This window comes from Rhodopseudomonas palustris (genome assembly GCF_003226555.1).
GTDB classification, from domain to species: Bacteria; Pseudomonadota; Alphaproteobacteria; order Rhizobiales; family Xanthobacteraceae; genus Rhodopseudomonas; species Rhodopseudomonas palustris_I.
Map to the genome: position 1 here is coordinate 1,265,585 of NZ_QKQS01000023.1, position 18,906 is coordinate 1,284,490.

General features: G+C 65.7%; 17 protein-coding genes. 6 read left to right on the forward strand and 11 right to left on the reverse strand.

Translation table 11 applies throughout. From position 1 onward, the window contains the following. Window positions 1-2,034, reverse strand: a complete 2,034-nt coding sequence (locus tag DNX69_RS18405) for a YgiQ family radical SAM protein (RefSeq protein ID WP_207803160.1) — start codon at window positions 2,032-2,034, stop codon at window positions 1-3. 66 nt (window positions 2,035-2,100) lie between these two features. Beyond that, window positions 2,101-2,703: a TetR/AcrR family transcriptional regulator gene (locus DNX69_RS18410; protein ID WP_234827001.1), complete on the reverse strand. Its 603-nt coding sequence runs from the start codon at window positions 2,701-2,703 to the stop codon at window positions 2,101-2,103. A gap of 161 nt (window positions 2,704-2,864) precedes the next feature. On the opposite strand from DNX69_RS18410, the gene DNX69_RS18415 reads away from it, so the two are divergent. The 3 genes from DNX69_RS18415 to DNX69_RS18425 are packed head-to-tail and all read left to right on the forward strand — an operon-like array spanning window position 2,865 to window position 7,737. Next, a complete protein-coding gene (locus DNX69_RS18415) occupies window positions 2,865-3,896 on the forward strand; it encodes an HlyD family secretion protein (protein ID WP_110787705.1) in 1,032 nt (343 codons plus the stop codon). Continuing rightward, window positions 3,893-6,607: a ribosome-associated ATPase/putative transporter RbbA gene (rbbA, locus tag DNX69_RS18420; RefSeq protein ID WP_110787357.1), complete on the forward strand. Its 2,715-nt coding sequence runs from the start codon at window positions 3,893-3,895 to the stop codon at window positions 6,605-6,607. Before DNX69_RS18415 ends, rbbA begins: the two co-directional genes overlap by 4 nt. Before the next feature lie 2 nt (window positions 6,608-6,609). After that, the gene (locus DNX69_RS18425; protein WP_110787358.1) at window positions 6,610-7,737 is read left to right on the forward strand and encodes an ABC transporter permease; all 1,128 of its coding nucleotides are present in this window, start codon (window positions 6,610-6,612) and stop codon (window positions 7,735-7,737) included. A gap of 6 nt (window positions 7,738-7,743) precedes the next feature. On the opposite strand, the gene DNX69_RS18430 is transcribed toward DNX69_RS18425, so the two are convergent. Then, a complete protein-coding gene (locus DNX69_RS18430) occupies window positions 7,744-9,033 on the reverse strand; it encodes a PepSY-associated TM helix domain-containing protein (protein ID WP_110787359.1) in 1,290 nt (429 codons plus the stop codon). Window positions 9,034-9,204: 171 nt separating this feature from the next. Further along, window positions 9,205-9,387 (reverse strand): hypothetical protein, encoded by a 183-nt coding sequence (locus DNX69_RS18435; RefSeq protein ID WP_110787706.1) that lies wholly within the window; start codon window positions 9,385-9,387, stop codon window positions 9,205-9,207. A gap of 153 nt (window positions 9,388-9,540) precedes the next feature. Between DNX69_RS18435 and DNX69_RS18440 the strand changes: the two genes are divergently transcribed. The 3 genes from DNX69_RS18440 to DNX69_RS18450 all read left to right on the forward strand — a co-directional run bounded on the left by DNX69_RS18440 (window position 9,541) and on the right by DNX69_RS18450 (window position 12,834). After that, window positions 9,541-10,416, forward strand: coding sequence for an IclR family transcriptional regulator (locus tag DNX69_RS18440; RefSeq protein ID WP_110787360.1), 876 nt, complete (start codon window positions 9,541-9,543; stop codon window positions 10,414-10,416). A 163-nt stretch (window positions 10,417-10,579) separates the two neighbouring features. After that, window positions 10,580-11,554 (forward strand): Bug family tripartite tricarboxylate transporter substrate binding protein, encoded by a 975-nt coding sequence (locus DNX69_RS18445; protein ID WP_110787361.1) that lies wholly within the window; start codon window positions 10,580-10,582, stop codon window positions 11,552-11,554. Window positions 11,555-11,613: 59 nt separating this feature from the next. Then, complete coding sequence (locus tag DNX69_RS18450; RefSeq protein WP_165825279.1) at window positions 11,614-12,834, forward strand: ABC transporter substrate-binding protein; 1,221 nt, start codon at window positions 11,614-11,616, stop codon at window positions 12,832-12,834. A 193-nt stretch (window positions 12,835-13,027) separates the two neighbouring features. On the opposite strand, the gene DNX69_RS18460 is transcribed toward DNX69_RS18450, so the two are convergent. The 7 genes from DNX69_RS18460 to DNX69_RS18490 are packed head-to-tail and all read right to left on the reverse strand — an operon-like array spanning window position 13,028 to window position 18,905. After that, window positions 13,028-13,675 carry a pyridoxamine 5'-phosphate oxidase family protein gene (locus DNX69_RS18460; RefSeq protein ID WP_110787364.1) on the reverse strand — a complete coding sequence of 216 codons (648 nt, stop codon included), beginning with the start codon at window positions 13,673-13,675 and terminating at the stop codon, window positions 13,028-13,030. Continuing rightward, a complete protein-coding gene (gene phnN, locus DNX69_RS18465; RefSeq protein ID WP_110787365.1) occupies window positions 13,656-14,240 on the reverse strand; it encodes a phosphonate metabolism protein/1,5-bisphosphokinase (PRPP-forming) PhnN in 585 nt (194 codons plus the stop codon). The genes DNX69_RS18460 and phnN overlap by 20 nt, the downstream gene beginning before the upstream one ends. Beyond that, window positions 14,237-15,391, reverse strand: a complete 1,155-nt coding sequence (locus DNX69_RS18470) for an alpha-D-ribose 1-methylphosphonate 5-triphosphate diphosphatase (RefSeq protein WP_110787707.1) — start codon at window positions 15,389-15,391, stop codon at window positions 14,237-14,239. The genes phnN and DNX69_RS18470 overlap by 4 nt, the downstream gene beginning before the upstream one ends. Window positions 15,392-15,411: 20 nt before the next feature. Next, entirely contained in the window at window positions 15,412-16,116 is a 705-nt protein-coding gene (gene phnL / locus DNX69_RS18475; protein ID WP_110787708.1) for a phosphonate C-P lyase system protein PhnL, read from the reverse strand. A 5-nt stretch (window positions 16,117-16,121) separates the two neighbouring features. Beyond that, on the reverse strand, window positions 16,122-16,940 hold the full coding sequence (gene phnK / locus DNX69_RS18480) for a phosphonate C-P lyase system protein PhnK (protein ID WP_110787366.1): 819 nt from the start codon (window positions 16,938-16,940) through the stop codon (window positions 16,122-16,124). Next, window positions 16,933-17,811 (reverse strand): alpha-D-ribose 1-methylphosphonate 5-phosphate C-P-lyase PhnJ, encoded by an 879-nt coding sequence (locus DNX69_RS18485; RefSeq protein WP_110787367.1) that lies wholly within the window; start codon window positions 17,809-17,811, stop codon window positions 16,933-16,935. Before DNX69_RS18485 ends, phnK begins: the two co-directional genes overlap by 8 nt. Then, window positions 17,808-18,905 (reverse strand): carbon-phosphorus lyase complex subunit PhnI, encoded by a 1,098-nt coding sequence (locus DNX69_RS18490; RefSeq protein WP_110787368.1) that lies wholly within the window; start codon window positions 18,903-18,905, stop codon window positions 17,808-17,810. The genes DNX69_RS18485 and DNX69_RS18490 overlap by 4 nt, the downstream gene beginning before the upstream one ends. Window position 18,906: the final 1 nt, after the last annotated feature.

The following is an 18,906-nucleotide window of genomic DNA, read 5'->3' on the forward strand; positions in this document are numbered from 1 at the left end:
TTACTTAGCCAGCCGCACACCCTTGGTGGTGAAGCGTTGCGGCTTCGGCCCGTCGCCGCGTAGCGGGCGGCGGGTACCCGCCGCCTTGCCGGTGCCGGGCGGCTGGTGCGCCGGCACAAGCTGATCGGGCCGTGAGCCGATCAGATCGGCGCGGCCCATCGCTTTCAACGCGTCGCGCAGCACCGGCCAGTTGTCCGGATCGTGATAGCGCAGGAACGCCTTGTGCAGCCGGCGCTGCCGCAGGCCCTTGATCGCCTCGACCGGCTCGCTGGCGCCGTGGCGGACGCCGCGCAGCGGGTTGACGCCGCTGTGATACATCGCGGTCGCGGTCGCCATTGGCGACGGCAGGAAGGTCTGCACCTGGTCGGCGCGGTAGCGATTGCGCTTCAGCCACAGCGCGAGGTTCATCATATCCTCGTCGGTCGTGCCCGGATGCGCCGCGATGAAATACGGGATCAGATAGTACTGCTTGCCGGCCTCTTTGGCGGCGGCCTCGAACATCTGCTTGAAGCGGTGATAGGCGCCGATGCCCGGCTTCATCATCTTGTCGAGCGGGCCGCGCTCGGTGTGTTCGGGCGCGATCTTCAAGTAACCGCCGACGTGATGGCTCACCAGCTCCTTGATATAGGCCGGGCTCTTCACCGCGAGGTCGTAGCGCACCCCGGACGCCACCATCACCTTCTTGACGCCCTTGACCTCGCGGACCTTGCGATACAGCCGGATCAGGTCGTCGTGTGACGTATTCAGGTTCGGGCAGATGTCGGGAAATACGCAGGACGGCCGCCGGCAGGCGGCTTCGACCTTCGGGTCCTTGCAGGCCATCCGGTACATGTTGGCGGTCGGGCCGCCGATATCTGAGATCACGCCCGTGAAGCCCGGCGTCGTGTCGCGGATCTTCTCGATCTCCTGCAGGATCGAGGCTTCCGAGCGGCTCTGGATGATGCGGCCCTCGTGCTCGGTGATCGAGCAGAAGGTGCAGCCGCCGAAGCAGCCGCGCATGATCGTCACCGAGGTCTTGATCATGTCCCACGCCGGGATCTTGGCGCTGCCGTAAGTCGGATGCGGCGCGCGGGCGTAGGGTAGGTCGTAGACCGAGTCCATTTCCTCGGTGGTCAGCGGGATCGGCGGCGGATTGAGCCACAGGTCGCGATCGCCATGGCGCTGCACCAGCGGCCGCGCGTTGCCCGGATTGCTCTCCCGGTGCAGTACGCGCGAGGCGCGGGCATAGGCTTCCTTGTCCTGCTCGACCTGTTCGCAGCTCGGCAGCCGGATCACCACGTCGCCGCGCTCTTGGCGCGCGCCTTCGTCGGCAGCGTCGAGATCGTCGGCGTGTAGTTCCGTGTAGTTCTCGGGCACGCGGCGGAACAGCGCGACGCCGCGAATGTCGTCGAGTTCGCGCGGTGCCTCGCCGGCAGCCAAGCGATGAGCGACCTCGACCACGGCGCGCTCGGCATTGCCATAGAGCAACAGATCGGCCTTGGCGTCGGCCAGCACCGAGCGGCGTACCTTGTCGGACCAGTAGTCGTAGTGCGCGATCCGCCGCAGCGAGGCTTCGATGCCGCCGAGGATGATCGGCACGTCCTTGAACGCCTCGCGGCAGCGCTGGGCGTAGACCAGCGTGCAGCGGTCCGGCCGCCTGCCGCCTTCGCCGTTCGGCGTGTAGGCGTCGTCGTGGCGCAGCCGGCGGTCCGCCGTGTAGCGATTGACCATCGAGTCCATGTTGCCGCCGGTGACGCCGAAGAACACGCGCGGCTTGCCGAGCGCGCGGAACGGCTCGGCCGACTGCCAATCCGGCTGCGAGATGATGCCGACGCGGAAGCCCTGCGACTCCAAGAGGCGGCCGATGATCGCCATGCCGAAGCTCGGATGGTCGACGTAAGCGTCGCCGGTCACCAAGACGATGTCGCACGCATCCCAGCCGAGCTTGTCCATCTCGGCCCGGCTCATGGGCAGAAACGGCGCGGGCTTGCCCGGCGCTGGAGCGGGGCGGAACCGGGTCATCAGCGGCGGGACGTTGGCGAGGTCGATCTGCATCGCCCAGCCATAAGACCCGGGGGCGGTAAGTTCAACGCTGCGTGGCGTTTCGTCTCGGCGCTGTGATCACTCGGGCAGCGGCGGCAGATCGCCGACCGCCAGGTTCCGCGCTTCCTCACGCGAGACGCCGAGGCCGACCAGGACCCATTCCACCGTTTCTGCCGCCGCTTCTGACCAGGTGCGGTGGCCATCGAGGATGGTGAAGATGGCGCCGAGCATCGCGCCCGAGATGAAATTGGCAGCCGAGGCGATCTGCGCCGGACCGAGGTGGTGGCCGCGCTGCGCAAGCCCGGTTGCGAGGTCGTCGAGCGGCCGTCCGTCCCATACCACCCGCAGCGTCGTCGGGCTCATACCGAACCGGCAGACGAACCGGCCGAGTCGCGGCTCTTCGTGGGCGTGACGGATCAGCAGCCGCATCCAGGTGGCGAGCCGCCGCACCGGCTCATGGCAATCCTCCAGGGCCAGGGTCAGCCGAGGATTCAGTTCGGTTGCCAGATTGCTAACCACGAGGTCGAACAGGCCGGTGAGGTCGCCGAGATTATTGTAAACTGTCCCTCGAGCGACACCTGCAGCCTGGGCCAGGTCGGTGACGCTGATCTGCGTCAGGCCGCGCTCGGCGAATAATTGCATCGCCGCCAGATAGATCTGCCGCTGCGCCGGGCTGGACACGTTCCTTGGACACACTTGATCTGATTTGAACAATTGTGTTCAATACCGCAAACAGGCTGCGCAGGCAATCTCGGTTCAATGCGGAATTGGCCTGGGCCGAACGGAGGGATAGCTGAGGCGGGGGCGCTCACTGGTTTGTCCGTGATTTCCGGAGCCGTATGATGACGAACTTCCACCCGACCCGCCGCGGTGTCCGGCTGTTCAGCGCCCTCTGCCTTGGGGCCGGCATTTTGGTCGGGCCGCTCCCGGCCCACGCCGACGACAAATTCGACAAGCTGATCCAGAAGCTGATGCCGAAGCGGCTGCCCGCGGGCTTCGCCTCGGCCAACGGCCGGCTCGAGTCCGAGCAGGTCGAGATCGCCACCAAGCTGGCCGGCCGGATCGCCGAAGTCCTGGTGAAGGAGGGTGACGAAGTCGAGAAGGGCCAGCTTCTGGTGAAGATGGACGTCTCCGACATTCAGGCTCAGCTCCTCGCCGCCGAGGCGCAGGAGCGCCGTGCGGTGCAAAGCAAGGCGGTGGCCGAGGCGATGGTGCTGCAACGCGAGAGCGAGCAGAAGCTGGCCGCACAGCAGCTCGGCCGCGCCGAGGCGTTGTTCGAAAAAGGCTTCTCCACTGCGGAAATCCGCGACCAGCGCCAGGCCGCGCAGAACGTCGCCGATGCGGCGCTGATTGCTGCGAAGGCCAGCCTCAGCGATGCGGCCGCCGCGATCGATGCTGCCCGGGCCGAGGTGGCGCGGATCAAGACCGTGCTCGACGACATGCAGCTGAAGGCGCCGCGCCGTGGCCGGATTCAATACAAGTTGGCGCAGGCCGGCGAGGTGCTCGGTGCAGGCTCGCGCGTGCTGACGCTGGTCGATCTCACCGACGTCTATATGACCGTGTTCGTGCCGGCGAGCGTCGCCGCCGCTTTGGCTTACGGCTCCGATGCCCGGCTGATTCTGGACGCGATCCCGCAATATGTGGTGCCGGCGAAGGTCACCTTCGTGGCCAGCGAGGCGCAGTTCACGCCGAAGGCGGTCGAGACCAAGGACGAGCGCGAGAAGCTGATGTTCCGCGTCAAGCTGACGCTGCCGCCGGACCTGCTGCGCAAATACGAGCGCGAGGTGAAGACCGGCGTGCGCGGCATGGCTTACTTGCGCACCGACAACGACAAGCCGTGGCCGGATAACCTCAAGGTCAAGCTGCCGCAATGAACGGCTTTGCCGCGCGTCTCACGCATGTCACTCACGTCTATGGCGCAACACATGCGCTGGACGATGTCACCTTGGAACTGCCCGCCGGCAAGATGGTCGGCCTGATTGGACCGGACGGCGTCGGCAAATCGACGATGCTGGCGCTGATCTCGGGCGTGCGCCGGATCCAGAGCGGCGACGTGCTGGCACTGGACGGCGACATGCGCGACGCCCGCCACCGCGCCGCAAGCGCGGCGCGGATCGCCTATATGCCGCAAGGCCTCGGACGTAATCTCTATCCGACGCTGTCGGTGTTCGAGAATCTCGACTTCTTCGGCCGACTGTTCGGCCAGGGCACGGCCGAGCGTAAAGCACGCATCGCCGAGCTGCTGCGCGCCACTGGGCTGTCGCCATTCGGCGACCGGCCCGCCGGCAAACTGTCCGGCGGCATGAAGCAGAAGCTGTCGCTGTGCTGCGCGCTGATCCACGATCCGGACCTGTTGATCCTCGACGAGCCGACCACCGGCGTCGATCCGCTGTCGCGCCGGCAGTTCTGGGAGCTCATCGATCGCATCCGCGGTCGCCGGCCGCAGATGAGCGTGCTGGTCGCCACCGCCTATATGGAAGAGGCGGAGCGATTCGATTGGCTCGCCGCCCTCAACGACGGCAAGATCATCGGTGCCGGCACGCCGGCCGAGCTGCGGGCACAGACCAAGCAGCCGACCCTCGACGCCGCTTTCATTGCGCTGCTGCCGGCCGAGATGCGCGCCGACTACGCCGAAGTGGTGCTGCCGCCACTGCCGGACAGTGACGACGGCTACGCGATCGAAGCCGAGAACCTGACTTGCCGGTTCGGCGATTTCACCGCGGTCGACCACGTCAACTTCCAGATCAAACGCGGCGAGATCTTCGGCTTCCTCGGCTCCAATGGCTGCGGCAAGTCGACCACGATGAAGATGCTGACGGGGCTCTTGACGCCGAGCGAAGGCGAAGCGCGGTTGTTCGGCGAGGTGCTCGATGCCTCCGACATGGCGACCCGCAAGCGCGTCGGCTACATGTCGCAGAGCTTCTCGCTGTATTCGGAACTGACGGTGCGGCAGAACCTGCTGCTGCACGCGCAATTGTTCGAGCTGCCGAGCGCCCAGATTCCGGGTCGCGTCGCCGAAATGCTGACGCGGTTCGATCTCGCGGACGCCGCCGATTCCCGGCCCGACAGCCTGCCGCTCGGCCTGCGTCAGCGACTGCAGCTCGCGGTCGCGGTGATCCATCGCCCCGAGGTGCTGATCCTCGACGAGCCGACCTCCGGCGTCGACCCAGTGGCGCGGGATTCGTTCTGGCGGATGCTGATCGCGCTGTCGCGCGACGACGGCGTCACCATCTTCATCTCGACCCATTTCATGAACGAGGCCGAGCGCTGCGACCGGATCTCGCTGATGCACGCCGGCAAGGTGCTGGCGGTCGGCGCGCCGCACGAACTGGTCGAGCGTCGCGGCGCCGCCGATCTCGAACAGACCTTCATCGCTTACCTCGAAGACGCGACCGGCGCGTCGCGCGACGGCGAGGAGACCAGCTTTGTAGCCCCGCGCGAGGTCGCCGCTCCTCGGCGGCGGTTCGATCCGGCGCGGCTGTGGGCATACGCCCGCCGCGAGACCATGGAGATCCTGCGGGACCGGCTACGGCTCGCCTTTGCGATTCTCGGTCCGCTGGTGCTGATGATGACGTTCGGCTTCGGCATCTCGTTCGACGTCGAGAACCTGACCTACGCGGTGTACGACCAGGACAACACGCTGGAGAGCCGAGAACTGCTCGAGAGCTTCTCCGGCTCGCGCTACTTCAAGCAGGCGCCCGACATCAAATCGGCGGCGGAAGTCGACCGGCGCCTCGCCAGCGGTGAATTGAAGCTGGCGATCGAAGTGCCGCACGGCTTTGGTCGCGACCTGCTCACCGGCAAATCGCCTGAAGTGGCGGTGTGGATCGACGGTTCGATGCCATTCCGCGCCGAAACCGTGCGCTCCTACGTCACCGGCTTGTCGCAGGCCTATCTGGCTGAGCAGTATCGGCGGCATGCAATGGCGTCGCCGACTCCGCCGATCAATATCGAGACCAGGTTTCGCTACAATCAGGCGTTCAAGAGTGTGTATTCGATCATCCCGGGCGTGATCACGCTGATCCTGATGTTGATCCCGGCGATGCTGACCGCGGTCGGCGTGGTCCGCGAGAAGGAGGTCGGCTCAATCACCAATTTTCGTTCGACGCCGGTGACCGCGACGGAATTCCTGCTCGGCAAGCAGATCCCCTATGCGCTGCTGTCTTTCTTGAGCTTCGTGCTCTTGCTGCTCGGCGCTATGGTGGTTTTCGGCGTGCCGGTGCGGGGATCAGCCTTGGCGCTGATCGGCGGTGCGCTGCTCTACGTGTTCTCCACCACCGCGCTCGGGGTGCTGTTCTCCTCGTTCCTGCGCACCCAGATCGCCGCCATCTTCATCGTCGCGATCATCTCGATCATTCCCGCGGTCAATTTCTCCGGACTGTTGGTGCCGGTATCGTCGCTGTCGCAGACCGGGCGCCTGTTCGGTGAGGCTTTTCCCGCAGCCTGGTTTCAGGAAGTCAGTATCGGCGCCTTCACCAAGGGCATGGGGTTCTGGATGTTGGCGCCGAATCTCGTGGTGCTGTTCGGCTTCGGTCTGGTCTATCTGATCGGTGCGATCTTGGCGCTGCGCAAGCAGGAGGCGTGACGATGGGCTCGATGCTGCGACACATCTATCGTCTGACCGGCAAGGAGTTGCGCAGCCTGTGGGCCGACCCGATCCTGCTCGGCTTCATCGTCTATGTGTTCAGCGTTGCCGTGTACACGATCGCGACGGGTGCGAAGTTCGAAGTCGAGGCTGCGCGCGTCGCGGTGGTCGACGAGGACCACTCCGAATTGTCGCGCCGGATTGCCGCCGCGATGCTGCCGCCGCTGTTCCGGGCCGCCGAGCAGATCAGCCCGTCGGAAATCGATTCGGCGATGGACAGCGGTCGCTATGTGTTCGTCGTCGAGATCCCGCCGCAGTTCGAGTCCGACGCGTTGTCGGGCAAGACCCCCACGGTCCAGATCAATGTCGACGCCACCGCGATGGCGATTGCCGGCAACGGCGCGGTCGACATCCAGAACATCGTACTACGCGAAACCGCGGCGTATTTGAGCAAGGACTCCGGGACCAGCGCCACGCCGATCAATCTGGTGACGCACGCCAAGTTCAATCCGAACCTGGACTCCGCGTGGTTCACTTCGGTGATGCAGGTGATCAACAACATCGCGACGCTGTCGATCATCCTGACCGGCGCCGCGCTGATCCGCGAGCGCGAGCGCGGCACCATTGAGCATCTGCTGGTGATGCCGGTGCGGCCGCTCGACATCATGCTGTCGAAGATCATCGCGAACGGCTCGGTTGTCGTCATCGCCGCGCTGCTGTCGCTGCAGTTCATGGTCAAGGGCGTGCTGGGCGTACCGATCGTCGGATCGGTGCTGCTGTTCACCATGGGGATGGTGCTGTTCATGTTCTCGGTGACGGCGCTCGGTCTGCTGCTGGCGACCTATGCCCGCACCATGCCGCAGTTCGGCCTGCTGGCCATTCCGGTGATCGTCATCCTGTATCTGCTGTCGGGCGCCACCACCCCGATCGAAACCATGCCGTCGTGGCTGCAGTTCGTGATGCAGTTCACGCCGAACACTCAGTTTGTCTCGTTCGCGCAAGGCGTGCTGTATCGTGGCGCCGGCATCGATCTCGTGTGGCCGCAAATGCTGGCGATGCTGGCGATCGGCGGCGTGACACTCGGCATCTGCCGGGTCCGTTTCGCCAAGACCATCTTGGCGCAGGACTGAGCGTCGTTACTCTGCCGGCGCCAGTCGAACGCCGGCAGCAGCCTGCCGGCTGCGTTTGGCCGCCAGCCGGGCCCGGCGCTTGCGCGCCCAGATCACCACGCCGGTGACCGACAACGCCGCCACCACCAATCCCATCGCCGAGATCAAGATGCGGCCGGGCAGGCCGAGAATGCGGCCGGAGTGCAGCGGAAGCTGCATCTGCACGAAAACGTCCGCTGCAGTTCCGGTCCAAGGCAGCCGTTCGCCGAGGAAGTGGCCGTCCTCGCTGTCGTAGTACAGCTGTGCCGGGCCGACGCCGGCGGCGCCGTGCTCTTCGCCAGGCTTGAAGAAAGCCGCGGCGAACACGCCGTGCGCCGGGCCATAGAACAGCGAGCCGAGCGGTTCGGCGAAGCCGCGCGCCTTGCCGTCGGCGCTGGCGCGCGCGGCGATATCGGCGAAGCTCATCTTCGGCTCGATGGGATCGTCCAGGCTGCGGAAGGGGCGCTGCTCGAACGGCGTCGGCGTATAGCTCGACACTGTCTTCATCAGCGGCGAGAACACCTCGAAATACAGGTTCAGCGAGAACGCCGTGAAGGCGACGACGAACAGCACCATCCAGGTCCACAGGCTGAAGGCGCGGTGGATGTCGAAATTGATCCGGTAGGCGCTGCCCGAGGCCTTGATCTTCCAGGCCGGCGCCCATCGTGCCCAGAACCCTTTGCCGAGCTCGCGCCGCACCGCCGGCGCCTGTCCGGTCCGCAGCAGCCGACGCGCCGGCAGCGTCAGATAGAAGCCGACGAAGCAATCGATCGTCCAAATGATCGCCACGATGCCGAGCAGCCGCGTCCCCCAGCGGTCGCTGCCCCAGAATTCGGGAATGTGCATGGTGTAGTGCAGTTTGTAGAGGAACGAGACGAAGTTCTCGCGCGTCACCGGCCACACCGCGCCCCAATAGCGCCGTCCGAGTTCGGCGCCGGTGGTGGGATCGAGGAACACCTGATTGTAGTCGAGCGCGTAGCGTTTGCTGGTGGCCGGATCGATCCGCGGCATCACGAAAAACGCCAGCGAGTGGCCGGGTTCTTCGGCCATCGGGAAATACACGACGCGGGCGCGCGGGTCGCGCTGCTCGATCTGCTTGGCAAGTTCGATCGCTGGAATTGCCGGTCCTGTCGGGACGGCATGGAACAGCTTGGTGTTGATGCTCTCGTCGATCTCGTGGTCCCACGAGATCACCGCGCCGGTGAGCCCGGAGAACAGCAGAAATGCCGCGGTGAGAAGGCCCGCCCAGCGGTGGAGTCGCCCGAATATCAGTCTCATGAACGTCGCTGTACCGCGTCGCGCATGTGGCGCCAGGGGGGCAACTTTGGAATCGTTCAAACTGAGCGCACACCGACGCGCAGGCCACGCCTTATCAGCATGTTTCTGAGCCCGATGCACCAATCCGCCTCGCGCGGGCTTCCGGTTCCATGCTGTTGGGTCGAACGAGTCTTACGCCGACCAGCAATCCTGCTGTTCGCGATCGGCCTGCTCATTGAGGCGGTCGGCAATGTCGTCGGCGAGCTTCTTGGTCTTCGCCTGGGCAATCGTCTCGCCGTCGGCTGTCTTCAGCGCCGAGCGCTCGGCCTCGATCGGAAAATCGTCCGGATGCAGCGTGTTGTCATGGTCAGCCATGGCGGAATCCTCCTGATGCGGCACAACTCGCGAACAGGATCCCGGTTGCGGACGATCGAGCACCGCAAGTGTCAATGTCCATATAATGGACGAGTTAGTGAGCAATTCGCAATTTATTGGACAACGGCGAACTTCTTCCCGCATACTTGGGTCATGACCGACGCTACTCGGATCCGTCCGACCTTCATGTCGAGCCCATCTGCCGAAGCCGTGCTGGCCGATAGCGCCGGCGATGCAGCGTTTGCCACCACGCTGGCCAAGGGGTTGGTGGTGCTCGAGGCCTTCGAGGGTGCGGCGCCGCTCGGCAACATGGAAATTTCGGTGCGCACCGGAATCCCGCGCCCGACAGTGGCGCGGCTGACGCACACGCTTGCCGAGCTCGGCTACCTGACCTACGACGGCCGCATCGCCAAATACACGGTTGGCGCCCGCGCGCTGCAGATGCTGCACCCGCTGCTTGCCGGCATGCCGTTTCGTCAGCTCGCGCGACCACTGATGCAGGATCTCGCCTACAGCGTGCGCGGCACGGTTTCGATCGGTCTGCTCGACGGTCCGGCGGTGGTCTATGTCGAGACTGCGCGCTCGGGGGATGTCGGCCCGCACACGCCGGATATCGGGATGCCGATTCCGGTGGTGCGCACCGCGATGGGGCGTGCTGCGGCGGCCACGCTGTCGGAGGCCGAAGCAGCCCGGTTCGAACGGCGACTCGAATCCGCCGACGGCGCGATGTGGGCGAGCTATCGCGATCTGTATCGCGACGGCCTGCGACAATGCGCCGAACGCCAGTTCTGTACCTGTTTCGGCGACTACATGCCGGCGATCCACGCCATCGCGGCGCCGCTGTTTCGGCTGCGCGATCGATCGTTCGCGATCAATTGCGGCATCCCGGCGTTTCGGTTGCAGCCGGGGCAGCTCGAAAACGAGATCGGCCCGCGCGTCCGCGCGTTGGCGGAGAGTATTCGCGCACTGGTCGTGCAGGCGGAGCCCGCCGCGCCGCCGTCGCGAGGGGCCAAGACACAGACGAGGTGAGACGCCGGTTCTGCCCGGCCGTTGCACACGCAGCGGCAGGCGCATCGGGGGACATCGCCTCGCAGGGAGTGAAACACCTGAACGCCGCCGCGCGCAAGCGCCGGTCGCGTTCGCGCTTGGATCGACGCCGCATCGCCAGCGTCGACGCACAGGGAGGGAAGCGATGCCGATCACCCGCCGCGCACTGCTCGCCGGTTCTGCTGCCGCTCTGACAACGCCCTTATGGCCGGCGATGGCCGCGACCGATTGGCCGTCCCGCGTCGTGAAGACGGTGTCACCCTACGGGGCTGGCGGCGCCAACGACATCTCGCTGCGGATTCTCAACGACTTCTTCGAGCGCGAACTCAAGCAGCAGTTCATCGTCGAGAACAAGCCCGGCGCCGGCACTCGCATTGCCAACGAGATGGTCGCGCATAGCCAACCGGACGGCTACACCTTGCTGTACGCGGCGGCGCCCTATGCCACCGCGGAAGCGCTGTTCGGGAAACTCAACTATCAACGCAGCGAGCTGCGGCCGGTGGCGATGGCGGCGTTCGCGCCGATTTTCCTGATCGTGAACGCCAAGTCCGAGTTCAAGACGCTGCCGGAGCTGATCGCCTACGGCAAGGCGAAGCCGGAAGGCCTGACCTTCGGCTCGCCCGGACCGGGTTCGCAGCCGCATCTCGCCGCCGAACTGTTGTTCAAGACCGCAGGCGTCAAGGGGCTCAACGTGCCGCTCCGCGGCGACGCGGCGGCCTACACTGAACTGCTTGCGGAGCGCGTCGATGCAACCTTCACGGCGATCAGCTCGGCGCTGCCGCATATCAAGGCCGGGAACTTCCGCGTCCTCGGCGCCGGCTCGGCCGAGCGTAGCGCAATCTATCCGGAGGCACCGACGCTGACCGAGCTCGGCTATCCGCAGGTCGTTGCCACCGGCTGGTACGGCTTCATGGCGCCGGCCGCAACGCCGTCGCCGATCGTCGAACGGTTGCAGGAGCTGGTGCTGCGCGCGCTCGCCGATGCCGAGGTGAAGAACAAGCTGCTCGCCCAGGGACTGGACGCCCACGGGCTGAGGGGGCCGGAATTCGCGGCCTTCATCGACGCCGAAACCACGAAGTGGAGCCGGGTGATCGAGGACGCCGGATTGAGAGAGAAATGATCGGTCCGGCTGCAGGCCGCCGACGTCGAAAAAATAACACTATCAAAGGAAGGAACGTCATGAGGAGAGTCGCAGCGAGCTTCGCCGTCTCGGCGCTGGCAATCGCATTGTCGGTGTCGGGCGCGCTGGCGCAGAAAAAATACGATACCGGCGCCAGCGACAGCGAAATCAAGGTGGGCCAGACCGCGCCGCTGTCGGGTCCGGCTTCGGCGTACTCCTCGATCGCCAAGACCCAGGCCGCCTATATGCGGATGGTGAACGAGCAGGGCGGCATCAACGGCCGCAAAATCAATCTGATCCAGTACGATGACGCGTATTCGCCGCCGAAGACCGTGGAGCAGGTGCGTAAGCTGGTCGAGAGCGACGAGGTGCTGCTGACGTTCCAGATCATCGGCACCGCGCCGAACGCCGCGGTGCAGAAATATCTCAACGTCAAGAAGTTGCCGCAGCTGTTCGCTGCGACCGGTGCGGCGCGCTTCACCGATCCGAAGACCTATCCGTGGACCATGGGCTTCAATCCCAGCTACTTTGTCGAAGGCCGGATCTACGGTCAGTTCATCCTGAAGCAGCATCCGAACGCCAAGGTCGGCGTGCTGTATCAGAACGACGACCTCGGCAAGGACTATCTCGCCGGCATCAAGGCCGGGCTCGGCGACAAAGCGGCGAAGATGATCGTGGCCGAGGCGTCTTACGAACTGTCCGAGCCGACGATCGATTCCCAATTGCTCAAGATCAGGGATTCCGGTGCCGACCTCTTGTTCAGCGCCGCGACGCCGAAGCAGGCCGCCCAGGCGATCAAGAAGCTGTACGAGATCGGCTGGCACCCGGTGCACATCATCGACATCAACGCCGGCTCGATCGGCGCGGTGCTGAAGCCGGCAGGGCTGGAGGCTTCCAAGGGCGTAATCAGTGTCGGCTACGTCAAGGAGCCGGACGATCCGCAGTGGGCGAGCGATCCCGGCAACAAGCGCTATCTCGACTTCATGGCGAAGTATTATCCCGATGGCGACCGCAATTCGAGCTTCAACGTCTATGGCTACATCACCGCGCAGCTTCTGGTCCACGTCTTGAAGGCTTGCGGCGACAATCTCACCCGCGACAACGTGATGCATCAGGCGACGCATATGACCAACGTGCCGCTCGACATGTTGCTCCCCGGCATCAGCGTCACCACCACGCCGACCGATTATCGCGTCAACAAGCAGTTCCAGATGGCGACGTTCGACGGCGAAAAGTGGGAGCGGTTCGGCGATATCATCACCGATCAGGCGAAGGAGTAGGCCGCGTCAGCGGCCTGGCAGGCCGGTCTCCGTTCGGTAGACCGAACGTCCGCCCGGTCCTTGCGAGCACCCGGGTCGGCGCTTCGCGCCGTCCGAGCACAGGCTCCGCGAAGCAATCCAGAGTCTCGCACATCGAGCTGGATTGCTTCGTCGCTTCGCTCCTCGCAATGACGGTGGACGTATGGGGGCGCAGCTACCACATCGACGCCTTGGCGCGTTCCGACCAGGCGCGGTCGTAGTCTTCGCCGCCGACGCGGCCTTCGGTCATCGCTGCGAGGATTTCGCCGGGAGTTGGCAGCGATTCCTGCGCGACCTGCTTGCTCGGATCCCACAGGCCGGAGCGGATCAGTGCGCGGCCGCACTGGAAGTAGATTTCCTCGACCTTCATCACGATCACGGTACGCGGCGCCTTGCCTTCGACGTCGAATGACAGCCGCAAGCTTTCGTCGGCCGTCACATAGCCGCGGCCGTTGATGCGCAGCGCGTTGATCGAGCCGGGGATCAGCAGCATCAGGGCGATGCGCGGATCGCGCACGACGTTGCGCAAGGAATCGATCCGGTTGTTGCCACGGCGATCCGGGATCAGCAGCGTGGTGTCGTCGTGGACGCGGATGAAACCCGGCACGTCGCCGCGCGGCGAGCAATCGAGTCCCTCAGGTCCGACGGTGGCGAGCGCTGCGAACGGCGATTTCTCGATCAGCGTGCGATACGGCGGCGTGATCCAGTGCGCCACCTTCTCGGTGGAGGCGTCGTTCGGCACGCCGTAGATCGCCTCCAGCGCTTCGACGGAATCGAGCGCAGGGAAGGCGGTGTTGCGGTCGTCAGGGCTGCGGGCGTCCATGGCGGATGATCTCCAACAAGTCTCGGGCGTGGGCGGCCGGGTCGCCGACATTGCTGATGGTGAAGTTCGGAGCTGCGTCGACGCTCCGCCCGACGCGCTCGGTGATGCTGCCGTCGCTGGCGCGGGCCCGCGCCGCGATTCTTGCCGCCAACACGTCGGCCGGCGCGGTGATCAGCACCACCACGACGTTCGCATAGGTACTGCGCGCGGTGTCGATCACCATGCGCGACACGTTCGCCACCACGGTGCGGCCGGCGCGAATGTCGTCGTCGAGGTTGCGCGGCAGGCCGTAGGCATGGCCGTGGGCGCGCCAGTGCAACCCGAAGCCGCCTTCGGTCGCGAGGCGGTCGAACTCCGCCGGTGTGACCTGCAGATTGTCTTCGGCCGCGGAGGCTTCGCGGGTGACGACGCGGCGCGCAAATACGATCGCCGGATCGTCGGCAACGAGCGTGCGGGCGGCATTGATCAGCGTGTCCTTGCCGGCGCCGGACGGGCCGACCACCAGCACCAGTCGTCCTGGGCCGATCAGCGTCGTCGCCTGCTCCGCCACCGCGATGTCGGTCATGCCACGCGCTGTCCTTCGCGCCAGACGCTGCGCACTGCGGGCACGTCATGCGCGACATGGACGCGGATCAGGTCGGCGCGCTTGCCCTTGGAGATCTCGCCGCGATCGTTGAGGCCGACCGCCTCGGCCGGCGCCTTGGTGACGGTGCGGATCGCGGCGGCAAGGTCGATCGCCGGCGCCCGCATCGGCAATTGTAGCGCCGCGATCAGCAGGCTCGACGGGATGTAGTCCGAAGACAGGATGTCGAGCAGGCCTTCGTGCGCCAGATCGATTGCCGCGATGTTGCCGGAATGCGAGCCGCCGCGCACCACGTTCGGGGCGCCCATCAGGATGTCGATGCCGGCCTGATGCAGCTCACGCGCCGCTTCCAGCGTGGTCGGGAATTCCGCGACCGCGACCCGGTCGCGGATCGCGTCGGCGACGTTCTCCGGCGTGGTGTCGTCGTGGCTTGCCAGCGGAATTTCGTAGCGATGCGCCAGCTCGACGATCGCCCGCATGTTGGCGTCGGCGTAATTCTCCTTGCAGTACACCCGGCGCGCGAACATCACGTCGAGATCCGCATCGGTCATGCCGGCGCCCTTGCCGCGGTAGTAGTCGCGCAGCTTCTCCTCGTCGCGGAACTGGCGCTGGCCCGGGGTGTGATCCATCAGCGACATCAGCCGGATGTCGGGGCGGTCGATCAGCTCCTTGGCCTCCGCCACCACGTTCGGCATCGGGATTTCGCAGCGCAGATGCAGGAAGTGATCGGCGCGCAGCAGCTGCGCGTCGCGCGCCGTCGAGATCGCACCGGCCAGCACGATCGCCTGACCATCGACCTCCTCGGCGCCTTCCTCGCGCCACACCCGGAGCGAGTCGAGCACCGTGGTGATGCCGCAGGTGGCGAGCTGGCCGTCATACGACACCACGGCGGCGACCGGATTCCACTGCACTTTGGGCCGCGGCGTGTAGTGCGCTTCGAGATGATCGGTGTGCAGCTCGACGAGGCCAGGCATCACCAGATCGCCGCGCATATCCTTGGCGCCCTTCGGCGCATCGCCTTCTCCAACTTCGGCGACCACACCGTCGGCAATCACGACCCAGCCGTGCTCGATCACCCGGTCGGCCAGCACCAGCCGGGCATTGCCCAGCACCATCTCCTGTGAATCGTTCATGGTCTCGTTCATTCTGTTGGTCATGCGGCGGCGGCAAACGATGTCACGTCGACGATGCGATCGGCGATGATCTCACGGATCTCGTCGTCGTGCACGATGGCGATGATCGCGGCGCCCTGCGCCTTGGTATCGGCGATCAGTTCGACCACTACGGCGCGATTCTTGGCGTCGAGCGACGCGGTCGGTTCGTCGAGCAGCAGGATCGGCGTGTGCGAGATGAAGCCGCGGGCGATGTTGACGCGCTGCTGTTCGCCGCCCGAGAAGGTCGCCGGCGGCAACGTCCATAGCCGCTCCGGAATGTTGAGCCGGCGCAGCAGCACGCCGGCCTGTTCGCGTGCCGCCTCGCGAGCGGTGCCCTGCACGATCAGCGGCTCGGCCACGACATCGAGCGCCGCGACGCGGGGGACGGCGCGCAGAAACTGGCTGACATAGCCGATGCTGCCGCGCCGTGCGGCGAGGATCTGGCGCGGCTGCGCGGTGGCGATATCGAGCGTATCACCCTCATGGGCGATCCGGATCGCGCCGGAGTCGCAGCGATAATTGCCGAAGATCATTTTCAGGATCGACGACTTCCCGGCGCCGGACGGGCCGGACAGCACGACGCATTCGCCGGGCTGGACCTGGAAGCTGACGCCGCGCACCACTGGCAGCGTGACGCCACCCTGCAGGTGCATGACGAAACTCTTCTGCGCATTGTCGACGACGAGAGCGGGAGCTTGGGTCATGGTGATCACGCCGGCAGGATCGAGGAAACGAGCAGTTGCGTGTAGGGCTCGCGCGGGTCGTCGAGCACCTGGTCGGTCAGGCCGGTTTCGATGACGCGGCCGGATTTCATCACCAGGATGCGGTGCGACAGCAGCCGCGCCACCGCGAGATCATGAGTCACCACGATTGCCGCGAGCCCGAGTTCAGCCACGAGGCTGCGGACCAGATCGAGCAGCCGCGCCTGCACCGAGACGTCGAGCCCGCCGGTCGGCTCGTCCATGAAGACGAGACGCGGATCGGTGACGAGGTTGCGGGCGATCTGCAGCCGCTGCCGCATGCCGCCGGAATAGGTGCGTGGTGCGTCGTCGATGCGGCCGGTGTCGATCTCGACCCGCTCCAGCCAGTCGCTCGCGACGCTGCGGATCTTGCCGTAGTGATTCCACCCCACCGCCATCAGCCGTTCGCCGACATTGGCGCCGGCCGAGACCGCCATGCGCAGGCCCTGCGCCGGGTCCTGATGCACGAAGCCCCAGTCGGTGCGCAGCAGCAGCCGGCGTTCGGCTTCGCCGAGTTCGGCGAGATCGCGCAGGATGCCGTCACGCATCCGATAGGACACGCGACCTGCGCTCGGCGTCATCTGTCCCGACAGCATCTGCAGCAGGGTCGATTTGCCGGAGCCGGATTCGCCGACGATCGCCAGCACTTCGCCGGGGAAGAGCTCGAACGACACGCCGCGGCAGGCATCGATCCGGCCGTAGCGTTTCGACAGGCCATCGGCGATCAGCAGCGGCTGATCGGCCACGGTAAAGTCGTCCGGTGCGGCGGATGAGACGCGATCAAGCATGGGCGCTCTCCATCGGAGCCGTCTCGCTGCCGGTGTGGCCTTGGGCGCGGCGGCCTTCGCAGTAATCGGTGTCGGAGCAGACGAACATCCGGGTGCCGGCGTTATCGGTGACGATCTCGTCGAGATAGGAATCGTCGGCGCCGCACAGCGCGCAGCAGCCGTCCTGGCGATAGCGCGTGAACGGATGGTCCTCGAAATCCAGCGACACCACCTGGGTATAAGGCGGGATCGCATAGATCCGCTTCTCGCGGCCGGCGCCGAACAGTTGCAGCGCCGGGCAATTGTCCATCTTGGGATTGTCGAATTTCGGCGTCGGCGACGGGTCCATCACATAGCGTCCGGCGACCTTCACCGGATAGGCGTAAGCGGTGGCGATGTGGCCGAATTTGGCGATGTCTTCGTACAGCTTGACGTGCATCAGCCCGTATTCGGCGAGCGCGTGCATCCGCCGCGTCTCGGTCTCGCGCGGCTCCAGAAAGCGCAGCGGCTCCGGGATCGGTACCTGATACACCAGCACCTGGCCTTCATGCAGTGGCGTTTCGGGAATACGGTGTCGGGTCTGGATCACGCTCGCGTCCGTCGTCGTCGTCGTCGTTGCGACGCCGGCGGTCTTGGCGAAGAATTTCCGGATCGAGATCGCGTTGGTGGTGTCGTCGCTGCCTTGGTCGATCACCTTCAGCGTATCGTCCGGGCCGAGGATCGAGGCTGTCACCTGCACGCCGCCGGTGCCCCAGCCATAAGGCATCGGCATTTCGCGGCTGGCGAACGGCACCTGATAGCCGGGGATTGCGATCGCTTTCAGGATCGCGCGGCGAATCATCCGCTTGGTCTGCTCGTCAAGATAAGCGAAGTTGTAAGTCGCTTCGGTCATTCCGCAGCCTCGCGCAGCTCGGGTTGGTCCTGGTTGAATTCGGCGCGCAGCTTGCGCAGCAGGCCAAGCTCGGACTGGAAATCGACATAGTGCGGCAGCTTCAGATGCTCGACGAAGCCGGTCGCCTGGACGTTGTCGGAGTGCGACAGCACGAACTCTTCGTCTTGCGCCGGCGCCTTGACGTCTTCGCCGAGTTCTTCCGCGCGGAGCGCTCGATCGACCAGGGCCATCGACATCGCCTTGCGCTCGCTCTGGCCGAAGGCGAGGCCGTAGCCTCGGGTGAAACGCGGCGCTTCGGTCGCCGTGCCCTTGAACTGATTGACCATCTGGCACTCGGTCAGCGCCACGCTGCCGAGCGGCACCGCGAAGCCGGCGTCTTCGGCCTCGAAGAACACCTCAACTTCGCCGAACCGGATCTCGCCGGCAAACGGATGGTTGCGGCCGTAGCCGCGCTGAGTGGAGTAGCCGAGTGCCAGCAGAAAGCCCTCGTCGGCGCGGGCGAGATTCTGCAGCCGCAGCTCGCGCCCGGCCGGAAAGTTCAGCGGCTCGCGGGTGAGATCGCCGACCGCGCCGTCATCTTCGGCCTCCGGCGACTCTTCGATCAGCCCGTCCTGGCGCAGGATGTCGGTGACCCGTGGCGTCGACGCGTCATTCGCTTCCGCCGTCGCCGGCTCGGCAGGATCGCCACCTTCGGCGAGCTGGGGATCGAGCAGCCGATGGGTGTAGTCGAAGGTCGGGCCGAGGATCTGGCCGCCGGGAATGTCCTTGAAGGTCGAGGAAATGCGCCGCCGTACCGCCATCGCGCCGGTGTCGACCGGCTCGGACGCGCCGAACCGCGGCAGCGTGGCGCGGAATGCGCGCACCAGGAAGATCGCTTCGATCAGGTCGCCGCGCGCCTGCTTGATCGCCAGCGCGGCGAGTTCGCGATCGTACAGCGAGCCTTCGCTCATCACCCGGTCGACGCCGAGCGCGAGCTGCTCGGAGATCTGGCCGAGCGTCAGCTCCGGCACGTCGCGTTTCCCGCGACGAGCGTCGGCGAGCAGCCGGTGGGCATTGTCGATGGCGCGTTCGCCGCCTTTGACTGCGACATACATC